The sequence below is a fragment of the Salinarimonas soli genome, from assembly GCF_008386575.1.
In the GTDB taxonomy this organism is placed as follows: domain Bacteria; phylum Pseudomonadota; class Alphaproteobacteria; order Rhizobiales; family Beijerinckiaceae; genus Salinarimonas_A; species Salinarimonas_A soli.
In genome coordinates, this window is the sequence record NZ_VUOA01000062.1 from 1 (window position 1) to 14,050 (window position 14,050).

Here is a 14,050-nt window from a genome sequence, read left to right on the forward strand (position 1 = left end):
CCTCGGCGGCGCACGATCAACCCTCACACAATGGCGCGCCAGGAGAATATCGGTCGCCGAGGCCACGACGGGACGCGCCTGATCCCCTTGATCGCACCCGAATCGCACCGAGGGAACCCTGCCGCAGCGGCAACGTTTGGTTTATAGCTGCGTGGAGGTGTGTTGGTGCCGAGCCAGGTTGGTTGGTACGTGCAGGACTGGGCCCATGCCTGGCAGCCTCGTCTGTTTCTTCGTTCGTTGGCCTGTCCGGCGCGTGTCCTGCGCCGCCCCATGCCCTCCGGCATCGTGAGCCGCAACGGCCAGCGCTGCCTTCCGATCTCGCCCCCCTAGCCCTCGTCACGATCTCCCGCCGAGCCGCGCCGGCAGCAAGGCCGGTCGAGCAACCTGTTTCGAGATCGCACGATGAGACACCCTGATCAGCTTTCGGGGGGCCGCAAGGAGCACCCCATCGTCATCGTGACCGCTGGGGACGCAGGCTATGCCCTTCCCATGACGGTCGCGCTTCACTCCGCCCTGACGGCCCTCGACCAGACCCGCGCGGTCAAGGTCTTCGTGATCGGCCACGAGATCGATCCCGGGCACCAGGCCCGCGCCACGGCGGCGCTGCGGGGCGCCCATCCCCACGTCGAGGTGGGGTGGCTCCGGGCCGACCAGAGCAGCTTCTCGGGGCTGCCCACCTCGCACTGGCACAGCCCGGCCATGTATCTGCGCCTGCTCATCCCGAGCCTCCTGCCGGCCGAGTTCGAGCGGGTCCTCTACATCGACGGCGACGTGGTGGTCTCCCGGGACCTGTCGCCGCTCTGGAGCCTCGGCATGAACGGCCATCCGGTGATGGCGGTGGAGAATTTCAGCGACCCCACCCTGGACGCCGCGATTCCGGGCCTCGTCTCGGCCCTCGGGCTCGACGGGGCCGCGCCCTACTTCAACTCGGGCGTCATGCTCATCGACGTTCCGCTCTGGCGGGAGCTGTCCATCGTCGAGCGCACCCTGGAGGTGCTCGGGCGGCATCCGGACAAGATCAGCTTCGGCGACCAGGACGCCCTCAACGCCGCGATCGCGGGGGACTGGGGGGCGCTCGACCCGAGCTACAACGTCCAGCTCCACACCGTCGCCGATTTCGGCCACAGGCGCTGGAGCCCGCGCGAGCGGCGGCGCCAGCAGCGGGCGCTCCTGTCTGCCCCGACCATCCTGCACTATACCGGTCCGCGCAAGCCCTGGCAGGTGCGCTATCGTGGGCGCAAGGCGGGCGGATTCCTCGCCGCCGCGGCCCGCAGCGGCTGGTTCGGGGGCTTGGGCCAGGCCTGGGGCTTCGGTCTCGGGGCGGGGCAGATGGCGTTTCGCGCCGCCGCCGCGATGGCCGCCACCCTCCCGGTCGGGACGTGACGCTTAAACCCCCGCTGCCGCGGCCGGGAACGGCCAGCGGCGGGGGCCCTCTGGCTCAGGCCCGCCGGGGCATCGGGCGAGGGTAGCGGGGCGCCGGAGCGGGCTCCTCATGGCTGGTGCGGACCCGCAGACGGATGCGCTTGCCCACGATCACGGCCAGGGCGCAGAACAGGATCCAGTTCAGGCTGTTGCGGGCCAGGATGCTCGATTCCGTGATGTTGCTTAGCGCGAAGAACAGGGTGAACACGACCGGGAACGAGCACGGGAAGCTGGATCGGTCGTGGAACAGCAGGATCAGGCCTCGCACCAGGATGCTCAGGAACACGAGGCTCACGAGCACCACGAGCACGATGCCGCCGTTGAGCAGTGTCTCCAAGAGCCCGTTATGCGAGTAGAAGGGCAGGAAGAACAGGACCTGGTGGATCCGCTTCACGGCGTTCGTGGTCGGGATCCAGAACGCCTCGTAGCCGTAGCCGAGCCAGGGGGCTTGGTTGACGCTCTCCCAGGAGAGCGCCCAGATCGGAAGGCGGCCCGAGATGTCGCCGCTCTTGCCGAACTGGGCCCACAGCTCGCCCAGGCCGTCGCCCGTGATGTAGGGCAGGAGCAGCAGGATCACGAAGACGAGGCCGGTCATGGCGGCGAGCCCCGCGACCCACGGCCCGATCTGGGCGATGCGGGTCCAGGCGAGCATGGCCAGCATGGCGACGAAGGTGAGGACGCCCGTGGTCGACATCGCCTTCGCGAGGAGCAGCAGAAGCACGGGGATCGCCGCCAGCAGCATGAGCCGGGTCAGGCCGCGGACGCTCGGCAGGCCGTAGATGATGAGGATCGTGCCGATGGCGGCCGTGGCGCCCAGGCCGTTCTTGTGCCCCAGCAGGCCCTTCCAGGCTCCGGGCCATTCGGCGCCCGTATGGGTGCCGATCGAGGGCACGGCCACCGCCGTGATGAGCGATGCGAAGCCGATGAGGGCATAGGTCACCGCGAGGATGCGGGTGAGGGCCTCGATGGTGAAGCGGCTGCCGAGATAGATGCCGAACACGCTCGTCCCGAACAGGGCCACGCCCCGCCGCAGGGTCTCGTCGGAGCTTGCCGACCAGCCTATGGAGAGAAGCGGGAACACCGCCAGGATCAGGACGAGGGGAGCGGCCGCGATGGCGTCCGCCGCCTGGCGCGCCCGCGCGGCGAGAAGCGCCAGGGCGCAGCCATAGATCGCCAGGAAGGCGCCCTGGACCCACGCCGGGGTGCCGGCGGCCTGGCTGGCCATCTCACCGCCGGGGGTCCCTAAGGCCTGAAGCACGCCGCTGCCGAAGACGAAGCAGGCGCCGATCGCGAAGGCGTTCTCGGCGAACGCGTACGAGACGCGGATGTGGCCGCGCTCCTGCCTGGCGCCATAGGGGCGCAACGGCGCGCGGCGATGGTGCGGGAAGCCTGGGTGCGCGATCGTTCTCATGCCGGGCGGCCCGTCTGGGCGCGGCGACGGCGGCCGGAGCGCGTGGCCGCGGGGGCGCTCGTGCCGGCGGCGGCACCGAAACGTTGGCTGTGGAGCGTCATGGGAGCAGGGCTACGCAACACGGGTCGGATCGCCATCTTGGCGGCTCGTACAAACGCCGTCGAGCCCGAAACGTTCCCTGCCGGAGAGGCCGGATCTCTCGCGGCGGGACCTGCGACGATACGCTCGGCCGCTCTCGGGCGCGGCCCGGGCGTTCTCCTCCCAACCCGCACGACAGCCCTGGGAGCCCCCCATCGCCACCGACCTGCCCGAGCTCCCGCCCGACGCCTTCGCCAAGGTCGATCCGTCGCCCGATACGCGCTTCTACGCGCAGCCGCGCTTCGTCACCCATATCGACGACGCGGCGATCGCGGCCGTGACGGCGCTCTATCGCGGCCTGTTCCCGCCGGGCGGCGCGGTGCTCGACCTGATGTCGAGCTGGGTGAGCCATCTGCCCCCCGAGATCGCCTATCGCGAGGTCGTCGGCCACGGCCTGAACGCGAGCGAGCTTGCCGCCAATCCGCGGCTGACGCGCTCCTTCGTGCAGGATCTCAACGCCGATCCCGCCCTGCCGCTCGCGGACGGGAGCATGGATGCGGCCGGCTGCTGCGTCTCCGTGCAGTATCTGCAGGCGCCCGTGGACGTGTTCCGGGAGGTGCGGCGGGTGCTCGCGGCGGGAGCGCCATTCGCGGTCACCTTCTCGAACCGCTGCTTCCCGACGAAGGCCGTCGCCATCTGGCAGGCGCTCACGGGCGACGATCAGGCCCGGCTCGTGGGGCTCTATCTCGACCGCGCCGGCTTCACGGGCGTGGAGATGAGGCTCCTCATCCGCCGGGGCGGCGGCGGGGATCCGCTCTGGGCCGTGATCGGTCGGGGGTAGGCGACGCGGCGGCTGATCACCCCCGCCCGCGTTCCGACCGCGTCGGGCCCACGAGGTGCTCGATGAAATTGCGCAGCTCGGCGGTGCGCCGCCGCACGTCCGTCACCTCCTCGTCGAGGCCGAGGCGCCAGGCGAGGTCGCGCCGGTCGGGCTCGCGGTGCAGGGCCTCGACCTGAGCCGCATAGGTCTCGACGTCCTCCCCGGAGCGGGCGAGACCGTCCTGGATCAGGTCGTCGGCCTGCCGGCGCAAGGCGCCGGCGACCTCCGCGAGGCTGATCTCGGGGTGGTACTGCACGCCCCAGAACAGGCCGGCGCCGTGCCGGATCTCCGCCGCCTGAACCCTGGTCAGCCGGTTCGCGGCCAGCAGGACGGCTCCGGGCGGCAGCGCCTCGACCTCGTCCGTGTGCACGGCGGGCGCATCGTAGGGCGACGGCCGGCCGCGCAGGAGGGGGTGGCCGGCCCCTGAATCGGTGGGGGTGATGCGGCGCGCGAACCCCGCCTCCCGGCCCCGGGCGCCCGGGCGAACCCGGCCGCCGGCCGCGACCGTCGCGAGCTGGAGCCCCGCGCAGGACCCGAACGAAGGGGTGCCGGAGGCGAAGACCGCCTGCATGAAGCCGACCTCGCGCCGGGTCTCGGGGGTCTCTTGGTAGAGGTGCAGCGGCGATCCGGTGAGGAACACGGCATCGTAGCCCGCGAGCGCCTCTCCGCTCGGCAGCTCGGCGCCCGCGTCGGCGGGCTTCACGCGGGTGCAGCGGGCGCCGGGGACGAGGGCCTCCAGAACCTTGAGATAGGTTTCGCCCGAGGAGCGGCCGACGCTCTCGCGGCGCGCCTCGCGCGCTTGCCGCGGCTCGCTCTCGGCGACGAGAAAGCGCATGGGCGCGCTCATGCCAGGGAGGCCCCGCGGCGCTCGAGGCTGGGCGTATGGGCTGCCGCGTCGGCGGCGTGGTCGGGCAAGGCCATGTCCAGGGCGGTCCAGGGGCGGGGAGGGCTCTGAACGTGGGAGGGCGGCCCCGGGTTCCGGGTTCAAGCCTGCCCTCCCGCATCCCGCGCCGGATTAGGGGTGGGCGGCGTCGGTCGGCGTGTAGCCCGCGCCGGCGATGAGAACCCGCACCGCCTTGCGGTCATGGGTGCCGGTCACCTCGACGGTTTTCGACGCCGGGTCGGCCGAGACGATCGCACCGGGAATTCCGGCCTGGATCGCTTTCGCGATGCGGGCCGATTTCAGAAGCTGGCCCGGAAGCGCTTACGCCTGTCCCCCCTCATGCTCAGGAGCGTGCGCCAGCAGGCGTCTCGAAGCACGCAGCACCTCGCCACAGCCATCCTGACATCCCTGGAACACCCTTCGAGGCCGGGCTGACGCAGGGTACCTCAGAGGCTGGCCCATGAGTTCGACCCACCCTTCACCCTCGTCCTGAGGTGCGAGCGGAGCGAGCCTCGAAGGGCGCTCCAGGGATCTCCGGACGGCTGCGGAAGTGTGGTGCGTGCTTCGAGACGACCTGCTTCGTAGGCCTCCTCAGCATGAGGGGAGACCGCTGGGTCGGCGTGGTAACGCCTCACCCCCGGCCCCTCTCCCCATGGGAGGGCGGAGTCACCCCGGAACAAGGGCCTCCGGTAGCTGTGGTCGGCTCATGCGTGCTTCGAGACGGCCCTTTGGGCTGCCGGGGCATTAGGAGGTTTGGAGCGCTCGTCCGTCCGCCTCAGCCCGTCACCGGTTCAGCCACCAGAGCGCCCCGTTGAGCACCGTCGCGTAGCCGACCCAGGCGGCGTAGGGCACGAGGAGCCACGCCGCGGGGGCGTCGAGGGGGCGGAACAGGCGGATGGTGAGCAGGATCGAGGCGAGCAGCGGCAGGATGACGACGAACCCCGCCGCGGGGCTGTTGAGCCCGAAGAAGGCGAAGGACCAGGCGGTGTTGAGCCCGAGCTGGAGCGCGTAGGCGCGCAGCGCCCCCGCCCGGCCCGGCGTGCCCGGCGGCACCGAGAGGATCCGGTAGGCCGCGATCGCGATCATGGCGAAGAGCACGGTCCAGACGGGGCCGAAGACCCAGTTGGGCGGGTTGAAGGACGGGCGGACGAGGGCCGCGTACCAGCCCGCGAGGTTCGCGCGCGTCACGAGGCCGCCGAGCAGCGAGGCGAGGATCACCGGCCCGACGGCGAGCGCCACGCGGCGGGGCACCGAGGGCTTTATTTTGCGCATGGCAGGTGTGCTGACATGGGTCATGGGCTTTCCCGCCGGCCTGGTCTCTGATTGAACACGCCTCACAGATAGTTCGGAGAGTTCAGATGTCGACGCCCCCCGCCCGTTGGACGAAGCGGACGCTCGCCGCGCAGGCCATGGGAACGACCGATCCGGCCACCCGCGCGGTGGTGCCGCCGATCCACGTCTCCACCACCTATCTGCGCGACCCCGACAACGCCTATTCCTCGGGCTACGTCTATGGCCGCCCCGACAACGCGACCGTGCGCGAGGCCGAGGCGGTCATCGCCATGCTGGAGGAGGCGCCCTCGGCGCTGCTCTTCGGCTCCGGCATGGCCGCCGCCACCGCCGTGTTCATGGCGCTCTCGCCGGGCGACCACGTCGTGGCGCCCAGGGTCATGTACTGGGCCCTGCGCAGCTGGCTCATGACGGAGGCGACCCGCTGGGGCCTGGAGGTGGATTTCGTCGAGACGGACGACCTCGACGCGCTTCGGGCCGCCGTGCGGCCGGGGCGCACGAAGCTCGTCTGGCTGGAGACGCCCTCGAACCCGCTCTGGACGATCACCGACATCGCGGCCGCCGCCGAGATCGCGCATGCGGCAGGCGCGCGGCTCGCGGTGGACTCCACCTGCGCCTCGCCGATCCACACCCGTCCCCTGTCGCTCGGCGCCGACGTGGTGATGCACGCGGCGACGAAGATCCTCAACGGCCACACGGACGTGGTGGCAGGCGCCCTCGCCGGCCGCGTCCAGGACGAATTCTGGGCCCGGATCGTGTCGATCCGCAAGGCGGGCGGGGCGATCCTCGGCCCGTTCGAGGCCTTCCTGCTCCTGCGGGGCCTGCGCACCCTGCCGCTGCGCGCCGCGGCCCAGGCCCGCACGGCGCAGGCGCTCGCCGAGCGCCTGTCGGGGCATGCGCATGTGGCGCGGGTGCTCTATCCGGGGCTGCCGCAGCATCCGGGCCACGACGTCGCGGCGCGCCAGATGGAGGGCGGCTTCGGCTACATGCTCTCGATCCAGGTCTCCGGAGGCGAGGCGGCGGCGATCGCGGCGGCCGCCCGGGTGGGCCTGTGGAAGCGCGCGACCTCGCTTGGCGGGGTGGAGAGCCTCATCGAGCACCGCGCCTCCATCGAGGGCGCCGGCACGCCCTGCCCGCCGGATCTCCTGCGCCTCTCGGCGGGCATCGAGGATCCGGACGACCTCTTCACCGACCTCGACGAGGCCCTGCGGGCGGCGCACGCCTGAGGGGTTGGTCTACTCGCCAACCTCGTCCTGAGGCGCCCGCCGCAGGCGGGCCTCGAAGGGCGATCCAGGGATCTCCGGACGGCTGTGGCAAGCGTCCTGCGTGCTTCGAGACGCCCGCTGCGCGGGCTCCTCAGCATGAGGGGCGTGGGGAGGGCAGCGCCCCTAATGCCCCGGCATGGTGAGGACGAGGGGGCCGTTGCGGGTCGCGACGACCGTGTGCTCGTACTGCACTGTGAGCGCCCGGGGCTCGCTGTAGAGGGTCCAGGGGTCGTCGCCGCTCTCGGCGAAATCCGCGCCGAGCGACAGGAAGGGCTCGACGGTGAAGACCAGGCCCTCCGTCATGATCCGGCGCTCGGCGGCGTCGGGCCAGGTCGCGATCTCGGTGGGCTCCTCGTGCAGCGAGAGGCCGACCCCGTGGCTCGCGAGGTTGCGCACGAGCGTGTAGCCGTTCTTGCGCGCGAAGGCGCCGACCGCCCGGCCGATGCCGGCGATCGGCTTGCCGGCCCCCACCTGGCGAAGCCCCGTCCACATCGCCCGGCGCCCGTCGCGGCACAGCCGCTCGACGGCGCGCGTCACGGGCGGCACGGCGAAGGAGGCGCCGGTATCGGCGAAATAGCCCCCCTTCTCGGCCGAGACGTCGATGTTGACGAGGTCGCCCGGCGCGATCCGGCGGGCGCCCGGGATGCCGTGCGCGATCTCCTCGTTGACGCTGATGCAGGTGGCGCCGGGAAAGGCGTAGAGCATCTCGGGCGCGGGCCTGGCGCCGGCGGCCTCCAGGAAGCCCCGCCCGAGGCGGTCGAGCTCCAGGGTGGTCACGCCGGGCTCGATGGCCCGGCCCATGGCCTCCAGCGCGTCGGCGACGATGCGCCCGATCGCCTTGAGCCCCGCCAGCTCGTCCTCGCTCGACACCGTCATGCCGCGTTCCCCGCTCACCGCCGGGGTGCCCGGCCGGGCAGCATCGAACCACGAAGCCCCCGCCCCGGCAATGCGAGGCCTATTGGCAGAGCTTGAAGCCCCGCTTCCTGGCGCGCAGGTCGAGGTGGAGGTGGTCGGCGTGGGAGGCGTCGGAGCCCGGGCCGAGAACGGTTGCGAAGTAGTCGCAGGCGCGGGAGCGCACGGCGTCCTGGAAGCGGCGGTTCGGGCTGCCGTCCGGGTGGAAGGTCACGGTCAGGGCGGGCTTGCCCTCGAACTCGAAGGCCATCACGTCGACGGCGTTGGCGAAGGCGTGCTCGCTGAGCTTCGCCCCGCTCTGGCGGTTCTGGCCGCGGCATTCGTAGGACGTGCCGATGGCGAGGCGCTTCGGCGCGGCGTCGAGATGCTCCCGGGCGGCTGGCGCCACGGCCTCTGCCGCCCAGCGCGCCAGGGCCTCGGCCATGGGGCAGACCATGGTGGAGGGGGCGGAGAGCGACAGGGAGGACGAGAGCGCCGTGACCCGCAGGGGCTCGGCCTCCCCCGTGCCGCAGGCCCCGGCCGCGATGGCCGGCCGGGTCTCGAAGACGACGCCGAGCGCCTTGAGCCGGTCGAGGCAGGGCCCGGACGGATCCGCGGCGGCCTTGGGTGCGGGTGACGCGAAGCCCGGCGGCAACGGCGGGCCATAGGCCTCGGCCCGGGGCTCGGGGGTGTCCCCGGCGGCTCCCGGCAGGTCGGCGGGGCGGGCGGGGGGCGCGGGATGCTCCACGGGTCGAGGCGCCGCCGCAAGCGGCGTCGCGGCCAGGACGGCGCCGGCCAGAGCGGCCAGGAGGCGGGCGGACGGGGGCATCACGGGTTTTAAACGTGGCCCTAGGGCCGGCGTTCCGGTCGGGGCTTGCCCGATGGCGTCCGGGGCGCCCCCCTCTCCCAGGGGGAGAGGGGCCGGGGGTGAGGGGGTACCACCTGACACCAGTGGTCTCCCTACCCCCTCATGCTGAGGAGCGCTCGTCGAGCGCGTCTCGAAGCACGCACCACCTCGCCACAGCCGGAGGGAGATCCCTGGACCGCCCTTCGAGGCCCCGCGTTGCGGGGCGCCTCAGGACGAGGGGGAGGGAGGCCCCCCAATGGACCAGCCTCTCAGAGCCTGCCCCCGCGAAGGCGGGGACGAGGGTGGAGCGTGGGATCGGCGACCCGCTCCGGTCAGGCCTGCATCGCCAGATGATGCAGCACGATGCCGCTCGTGGTGGCGACGTTGAGGCTGTCGAAATCGCCCGTCATGGGGATGCGCACGGTCTCGACGCGGCCCAGGATGGCGTCGGGCAGGCCCGGCCCCTCGGTGCCGAGCAGCACCCCCATCCGCGCCGTGCGGCGCACCTCGGAGAGGCTCCGCCGTCCCCCGGGGCTGAGCGCCAGGATCGTGAAGCCGTGGCGGGCGAGGCCTTCCAGCAGCGCGTCGGGGGAGGCGGCGCGGGCGAAGGGCGTCACGAGGGCGGCGCCGACGGAGACGCGGATCGCCTTGCGGTAGAGCGGATCGCAGGTGGCGGGATCGACGAGCACCGCGTCGGCCCCGAAGGCGGCGGCGTTACGGAAGATGCCGCCGACATTGTCGTGGTTCGCGATGCCCACCAGCCCCGCCACGAGGGCGCGCGGGGGCAGGCCCTCCAAAAGCGCGTCGAGGGAGGGCTCCTCGCCCCGCACCCCGACGCCGAGCACGCCCCGGTGGATGGAGAAGCCCGCGACGCCGTCCATCACGGCCTGCGAGACCGCATAGACGGGACAGTCGGCGGGCAGGTCCGCCACGAGGTCGCCTAAGGCCTCCAGGCGGCGCTCGCTCACGAGCAGCGATTGCAGGGGGAAGCGCCCGCGCCGGACCAGCAGGCGCAGCACCACCTCGCCCTCGGCCATGAACAGGCCCTGGCGGCCGACGAGGTCGCGCTCGCGCACCGCCCGGTAGGGGGCAAGGCGCGGGTCGTCCGGATCGTCGATCGCGACGACTGGCATTCAGGGCTCGCCGTCGGGCTCGTAGGCCCGGCCGAGGGCCAGCATCTCGGGGGTCCCGATCACGGCGTTGAGGGCGTCGAAATCGAACATCCGGCTGGCGAAGGGGGCGGAGGTGCCGTGCACATGCAGGGTGCGGTAGAAGTCCTGCGCGGCGCGGGCCACGACGCGCACGATGGCGCCGGGGAAGATCACGAGGGAGAAGCCAAGCGTGTCCAGCTCCGACGCGCCGGTGAGCGGGGTGCGCCCGCCCTCCACCATGTTGGCCATGAGCGGCACGGTGCCCTGGAGGGCGTCCGCCACGGTTTTCAGCTCGTCGCGGGTCTTCGGGGCCTCCACGAAGAGGAGGTCGGCGCCGGCCTCGGCATAGAGGCGCGCGCGCTCGATGGCGCGCTCGAACCCTTCCACGGCGGCGGCGTCGGTGCGGGCGATGACGAGGGTGTCGCGGGTGCGCGCGTCGAGGGCTGCCTTGATCTTGCCCGTCATCTCGGCGGCAGGGATCACGCCCTTGTCGGCGAGGTGCCCGCAGCGCTTCGGATAGGTCTGGTCCTCGAGCTGGATCGCGCTCGCCCCCGCGCGCTCGAACATCCGCATGGTGCGCTGGACGTTGAGCGCGTTGCCGTAGCCCGTGTCGGCGTCGACCACGAGATGGACGCCCACCCGGTCGCGGATCAGCGACACGGTGTCGGCCACCTCCGCCATGGAGACGAGGCCGATGTCGGGCCGGCCGAGCCGGGTATAGGCGATCCCCGCCCCCGACACATAGGCCGCCTCGAACCCCGCCTCCTCCACCAGGGAGGCGGTGAGCGCGTCGTAGCAGCCGGGCGCGACGAGGATGCCGGGACGGGTCAGGCGTTCGCGAAGCGACATGGGGGCCTCAGGAGAGCGAAACTCCCCTCTCCNNGGGGTGAGGGGGTACGACGGCAGACCAGCGATCTCCCGCCCCGCCGATCCCAGCCCGAACCCTCACCTCCAGGAGCGCCAAGATGGCGCGTCGCGAAGGACGAGATCCAGGGATGGGAACGCCGGGGAGACGCCCGGTTGGGGTCGGGTGACGGCTCCCGGAGCGTGCCTTGGGACGACCCCGCGGGCCGCCCCCGTATGAAGGGGAGGGTTGGAGGCTTGGGGTGGGAGATCGCTGGATCGGCGTCGTACCCCCTCAGCCCCGGCCCCTCTCCCAATGGGAGAGGGGGGATCGGTCGCGTGTCTCCGGTCATAGCCCCAGATACGCCTTCTCCAGCGCCGCATCGCCCTTCAGGCGCTCGGCTGGGCCCTCCATCACCACGTGGCCGTTCTCGATCACGTAGGCGCGGCCCGCGAGCTCCAGGGACTGGACGACGTTCTGCTCCACGAGCATGACGGCGGGGCCGTCGGCGGCGATGCGGCGGATGAGGGTGAAGAGCTCCTCCACGAGGAGCGGCGAAAGGCCGAGGCTCGGCTCGTCGAGGATGACGAGGCGGGGCTCGCCCATCAGGCCCCGACCGATGGCGAGCATCTGCTGCTCGCCGCCCGACAGGGTGCCGGCGAACTGGCGCTCGCGTTCCTTGAGGCGGGGGAAGGTGGCGAAGACCCGGTCCAGGTTGGCGGCGCGGTTCGGCTTGGCGCGGCGGTAGCTGCCGAGCTCCAGGTTCTCGCGCACGCTCAAATTGGGGAAGATCTTGCGGCCCTCGGGCACGTGGATGAGGCCCGCCGCCACGATCGAGGCGGCGGACGCCCCGTCGATGCGCCGGCCCTCGAAGCGGATCTCGCCGCTCATCGGCCGCACGAGGCCCGACAGCGCCTTGTTGAGGGTGGTCTTGCCGACCCCGTTGGCGCCGAGCACCGCCACGACCTCGCGGGCGCCCACCTCCAGCGACACGCCGCGCAGGATCGGCACCCCGCCATAGCCCGCGACGAGATCCCTGACCTCAAGCATGCCCGGCGCTCCGGGCCTGCAGGCGCGCCGCGGCGCCGTGCCCGAGATAGGCCTCGACGACGGCCGGGTCGCGGGCGATCTCGGCGGGGGTGCCGGTGGCGATGACGCGGCCCTGCGCGAGGACGAAGATGCGCTCGCACAGGCTCATCACCGCCTGCATGACGTGCTCGACGATGAGGATCGTGACGCCCCCGTCGCGGATGGCACGGATGACGGGGATCATGTCGCGAATCTCGGAGGGGTTGAGGCCCGCCAGCACCTCGTCGAGGAGGAGGAGCCGCGGGTCGGTGGCGAGCGCCCGGGCGAGCTCCAGGCGCTTGCGGCCCGCCACCGTGAGGCTCCCTGCCGGCTGGTCGAGCATGGGCCCCAATCCCACCTGCCGGGCGACGCGCTCGGCATGGGCCATGGCGTCGGCGCGGGAGCGGTGGCGCAGATAGGCGCCCACCGCCACGTTCTCGCAGACGGTGAGCGAGGCGAAGGGCTGCACGATCTGGAAGGTGCGGGCGATGCCGGCGCGGGCCCGCACATGCGCCTCGTGCGCCGTGACGTCGGCGCCCTGGAAGGTGACCCGCCCGGCGGTGAGGCGCTCGAAGCCCGCGATGAGGGTGAACAACGTGGTCTTGCCCGCGCCGTTGGGGCCGATGAGCCCCGTGATCGAGCCCTCCGCCACGTCGAGGCTCGCCCCGTCGACGGCGACGAGGCCGCCGAAGCGCTTCGTCGCGCCCTCCACCTGCAGCAGGCTCATGGCAAGGCCTCCGGGGCGGAGCGGGGCGCGGCCGCGGGACGGCGCAAGCGGCCGCGCAGGCGGCGCAAGAGGCCCATGGCGCCGTCGGGCGCGAAGGCCACCATGACGATGAGCAGCACGCCGAAGATCACGAGGTCGATCCCCGGCAGGCCGCCCGTATAGCCCTTGGTGAGCTCCGACAGGCCGTGCAGCGCCACCGCCCCCACGAGGGGCCCGAACATCGTGCCGAGGCCGCCGATGATGGGGGCGAGCAGCGCCTCGACCGAGATCCAGGCCCCGTAGGCGATGTTGGCGTCGATATAGAGGAAATATTGCGCGTAGAAGCAGCCCGCCGCCGCGGTCACGGCCGCCGACAGGGTCATGGTGGCGAGCTTCACCCGCAGGACGTCGACGCCGAGCGCGCGTGCCGCCGCCTCGTTCTCGCGCACCGCCACGAGATGGGCGCCGAAGCGCGAGCGCTCGATGGCGCGGGTGAGCACCAGCACCCCCGCCACGAGGGCGAGCGCGATCCAGTAGAACACGGCCCGGCTCTCGAACTGGAAGTTCTCCGGGCGGACATCGAGGCGGATGAGCTTGCCCGCCGCGCCCCCGGTGAAGGCGGAGGCGTTGGCGAGGATGCGCAGCACCTCGGCGAAGGCAAGCGTCACGAGGGCAAAATAGGAGCCCCGCAGCCCCGAGCGGAAGCTCAAGAACCCGATGCCGAACCCGACGACAGCCCCCGCCGCGACCCCGGCCACGAGGCCCAGATAGGGGTTGAGGCCGAAGCCCGCCTGGAGGAGCGCGGTCGCGTAGGCGCCCGTGCCGAAGAACGCCGCGTGCCCGAACGAGAACTGGCCGCCATAGCCCGCGAGCAGGTTCCAGCCCTGCGCGGCGAGCGCGATGACGAGGGTGAAGACGAGGAAGTTCAGCACCGTGTTGGCGCTGACCGCGAGGGGCACGAGGGCGAGAAGGCCGACGACGATCGCGATGGGGAGGAGGTCGCGGGGGGTCATGGGCGCGCCTCCCTCCCCTCTCCCGGATGGGAGAGGGGCCGGGGGTGAGGGTGGCACGCTGCGGGGTTCGCGCCACCTGCCCGGCCAATTAAGAGATGGACTTGGTCATTCTGCTCCCATCGATGACCGAACGGCAGGGTTGGGCTCATGCATGACGAGCGGCGGCGTCGAGAGAACCTCCCCCTCTGGCCACCCTCACCCCCGCCCCTTCTCCCCCCCCGGGGAGGGGGGGGTTCCTCCCCCCTCCAGCCTATGCTCCCTACAAGCCCCGGGGGCCCCACATCTACACCAAGAGGAAGGA

General features: G+C 72.1%; 13 protein-coding genes. 3 read left to right on the forward strand and 10 right to left on the reverse strand.

Annotation, left to right across the window (positions count from 1 at the left end):
* The first annotated feature begins 402 nt into the window (after positions 1-402).
* The gene (locus F0L46_RS24950; RefSeq protein ID WP_149822324.1) at positions 403-1,383 is read left to right on the forward strand and encodes a glycosyltransferase family 8 protein; all 981 of its coding nucleotides are present in this window, start codon (positions 403-405) and stop codon (positions 1,381-1,383) included.
* Positions 1,384-1,438: 55 nt separating this feature from the next.
* Here the strand turns inward: F0L46_RS24950 and F0L46_RS24955 are convergent, their stop codons facing one another.
* Entirely contained in the window at positions 1,439-2,833 is a 1,395-nt protein-coding gene (locus F0L46_RS24955) for an O-antigen ligase family protein (protein WP_149822325.1), read from the reverse strand.
* 292 nt (positions 2,834-3,125) lie between these two features.
* On the opposite strand from F0L46_RS24955, the gene F0L46_RS24960 reads away from it, so the two are divergent.
* Positions 3,126-3,752 (forward strand): methyltransferase domain-containing protein, encoded by a 627-nt coding sequence (locus F0L46_RS24960; RefSeq protein WP_240540156.1) that lies wholly within the window; start codon positions 3,126-3,128, stop codon positions 3,750-3,752.
* A 16-nt stretch (positions 3,753-3,768) separates the two neighbouring features.
* Here the strand turns inward: F0L46_RS24960 and F0L46_RS24965 are convergent, their stop codons facing one another.
* Both F0L46_RS24965 and F0L46_RS24975 read right to left on the reverse strand, forming a co-directional pair.
* Positions 3,769-4,626 (reverse strand): type 1 glutamine amidotransferase, encoded by an 858-nt coding sequence (locus F0L46_RS24965; protein WP_149822327.1) that lies wholly within the window; start codon positions 4,624-4,626, stop codon positions 3,769-3,771.
* Between the two features lie 831 nt (positions 4,627-5,457).
* Positions 5,458-5,970, reverse strand: a complete 513-nt coding sequence (locus F0L46_RS24975; protein WP_240540155.1) for a TspO/MBR family protein — start codon at positions 5,968-5,970, stop codon at positions 5,458-5,460.
* A gap of 62 nt (positions 5,971-6,032) precedes the next feature.
* Here F0L46_RS24975 and F0L46_RS24980 point away from each other — a divergent pair, with 62 nt between their 5' ends.
* Positions 6,033-7,190: a trans-sulfuration enzyme family protein gene (locus tag F0L46_RS24980; protein ID WP_149822328.1), complete on the forward strand. Its 1,158-nt coding sequence runs from the start codon at positions 6,033-6,035 to the stop codon at positions 7,188-7,190.
* Between the two features lie 162 nt (positions 7,191-7,352).
* On the opposite strand, the gene map is transcribed toward F0L46_RS24980, so the two are convergent.
* From map to F0L46_RS25015, 7 genes are all read right to left on the reverse strand, one after another.
* The gene (map, locus tag F0L46_RS24985; RefSeq protein WP_149822329.1) at positions 7,353-8,105 is read right to left on the reverse strand and encodes a type I methionyl aminopeptidase; all 753 of its coding nucleotides are present in this window, start codon (positions 8,103-8,105) and stop codon (positions 7,353-7,355) included.
* Between the two features lie 79 nt (positions 8,106-8,184).
* A complete protein-coding gene (locus F0L46_RS24990) occupies positions 8,185-8,949 on the reverse strand; it encodes an extensin-like domain-containing protein (RefSeq protein WP_149822330.1) in 765 nt (254 codons plus the stop codon).
* Positions 8,950-9,299: 350 nt separating this feature from the next.
* Entirely contained in the window at positions 9,300-10,100 is an 801-nt protein-coding gene (locus F0L46_RS24995) for a TrmH family RNA methyltransferase (protein ID WP_149822331.1), read from the reverse strand.
* Positions 10,101-10,967, reverse strand: coding sequence for an isocitrate lyase/PEP mutase family protein (locus tag F0L46_RS25000; RefSeq protein ID WP_149822332.1), 867 nt, complete (start codon positions 10,965-10,967; stop codon positions 10,101-10,103). It lies immediately after the preceding gene.
* Between the two features lie 343 nt (positions 10,968-11,310).
* Entirely contained in the window at positions 11,311-12,012 is a 702-nt protein-coding gene (locus F0L46_RS25005; RefSeq protein ID WP_149822333.1) for an ABC transporter ATP-binding protein, read from the reverse strand.
* Positions 12,005-12,751: an ABC transporter ATP-binding protein gene (locus F0L46_RS25010; RefSeq protein WP_188312145.1), complete on the reverse strand. Its 747-nt coding sequence runs from the start codon at positions 12,749-12,751 to the stop codon at positions 12,005-12,007. Before F0L46_RS25010 ends, F0L46_RS25005 begins: the two co-directional genes overlap by 8 nt.
* Positions 12,752-12,753: 2 nt before the next feature.
* Positions 12,754-13,749: a branched-chain amino acid ABC transporter permease gene (locus F0L46_RS25015; protein ID WP_149822335.1), complete on the reverse strand. Its 996-nt coding sequence runs from the start codon at positions 13,747-13,749 to the stop codon at positions 12,754-12,756.
* Between the last annotated feature and the right edge of the window lie 301 nt (positions 13,750-14,050).

What these genes read in the sequence shown, in the direction of transcription:
- F0L46_RS25000 (WP_149822332.1), bottom strand. Translation starts at nt 10,967, where the DNA reads ATGTCGCTTCGCGAACGCCTGACCCGTCCCGGCATCCTCGTCGCGCCC.
- F0L46_RS24990 (WP_149822330.1), bottom strand. Translation starts at nt 8,949, where the DNA reads ATGCCCCCGTCCGCCCGCCTCCTGGCCGCTCTGGCCGGCGCCGTCCTG.
- F0L46_RS25015 (WP_149822335.1), bottom strand. Translation starts at nt 13,749, where the DNA reads ATGACCCCCCGCGACCTCCTCCCCATCGCGATCGTCGTCGGCCTTCTC.
- F0L46_RS24980 (WP_149822328.1), top strand. Translation starts at nt 6,033, where the DNA reads ATGTCGACGCCCCCCGCCCGTTGGACGAAGCGGACGCTCGCCGCGCAG.
- F0L46_RS24950 (WP_149822324.1), top strand. Translation starts at nt 403, where the DNA reads ATGAGACACCCTGATCAGCTTTCGGGGGGCCGCAAGGAGCACCCCATC.
- F0L46_RS24975 (WP_240540155.1), bottom strand. Translation starts at nt 5,970, where the DNA reads ATGACCCATGTCAGCACACCTGCCATGCGCAAAATAAAGCCCTCGGTG.
- F0L46_RS25005 (WP_149822333.1), bottom strand. Translation starts at nt 12,012, where the DNA reads ATGCTTGAGGTCAGGGATCTCGTCGCGGGCTATGGCGGGGTGCCGATC.
- F0L46_RS24955 (WP_149822325.1), bottom strand. Translation starts at nt 2,833, where the DNA reads ATGAGAACGATCGCGCACCCAGGCTTCCCGCACCATCGCCGCGCGCCG.
- map (WP_149822329.1), bottom strand. Translation starts at nt 8,105, where the DNA reads ATGACGGTGTCGAGCGAGGACGAGCTGGCGGGGCTCAAGGCGATCGGG.
- F0L46_RS24965 (WP_149822327.1), bottom strand. Translation starts at nt 4,626, where the DNA reads ATGCGCTTTCTCGTCGCCGAGAGCGAGCCGCGGCAAGCGCGCGAGGCG.
- F0L46_RS24995 (WP_149822331.1), bottom strand. Translation starts at nt 10,100, where the DNA reads ATGCCAGTCGTCGCGATCGACGATCCGGACGACCCGCGCCTTGCCCCC.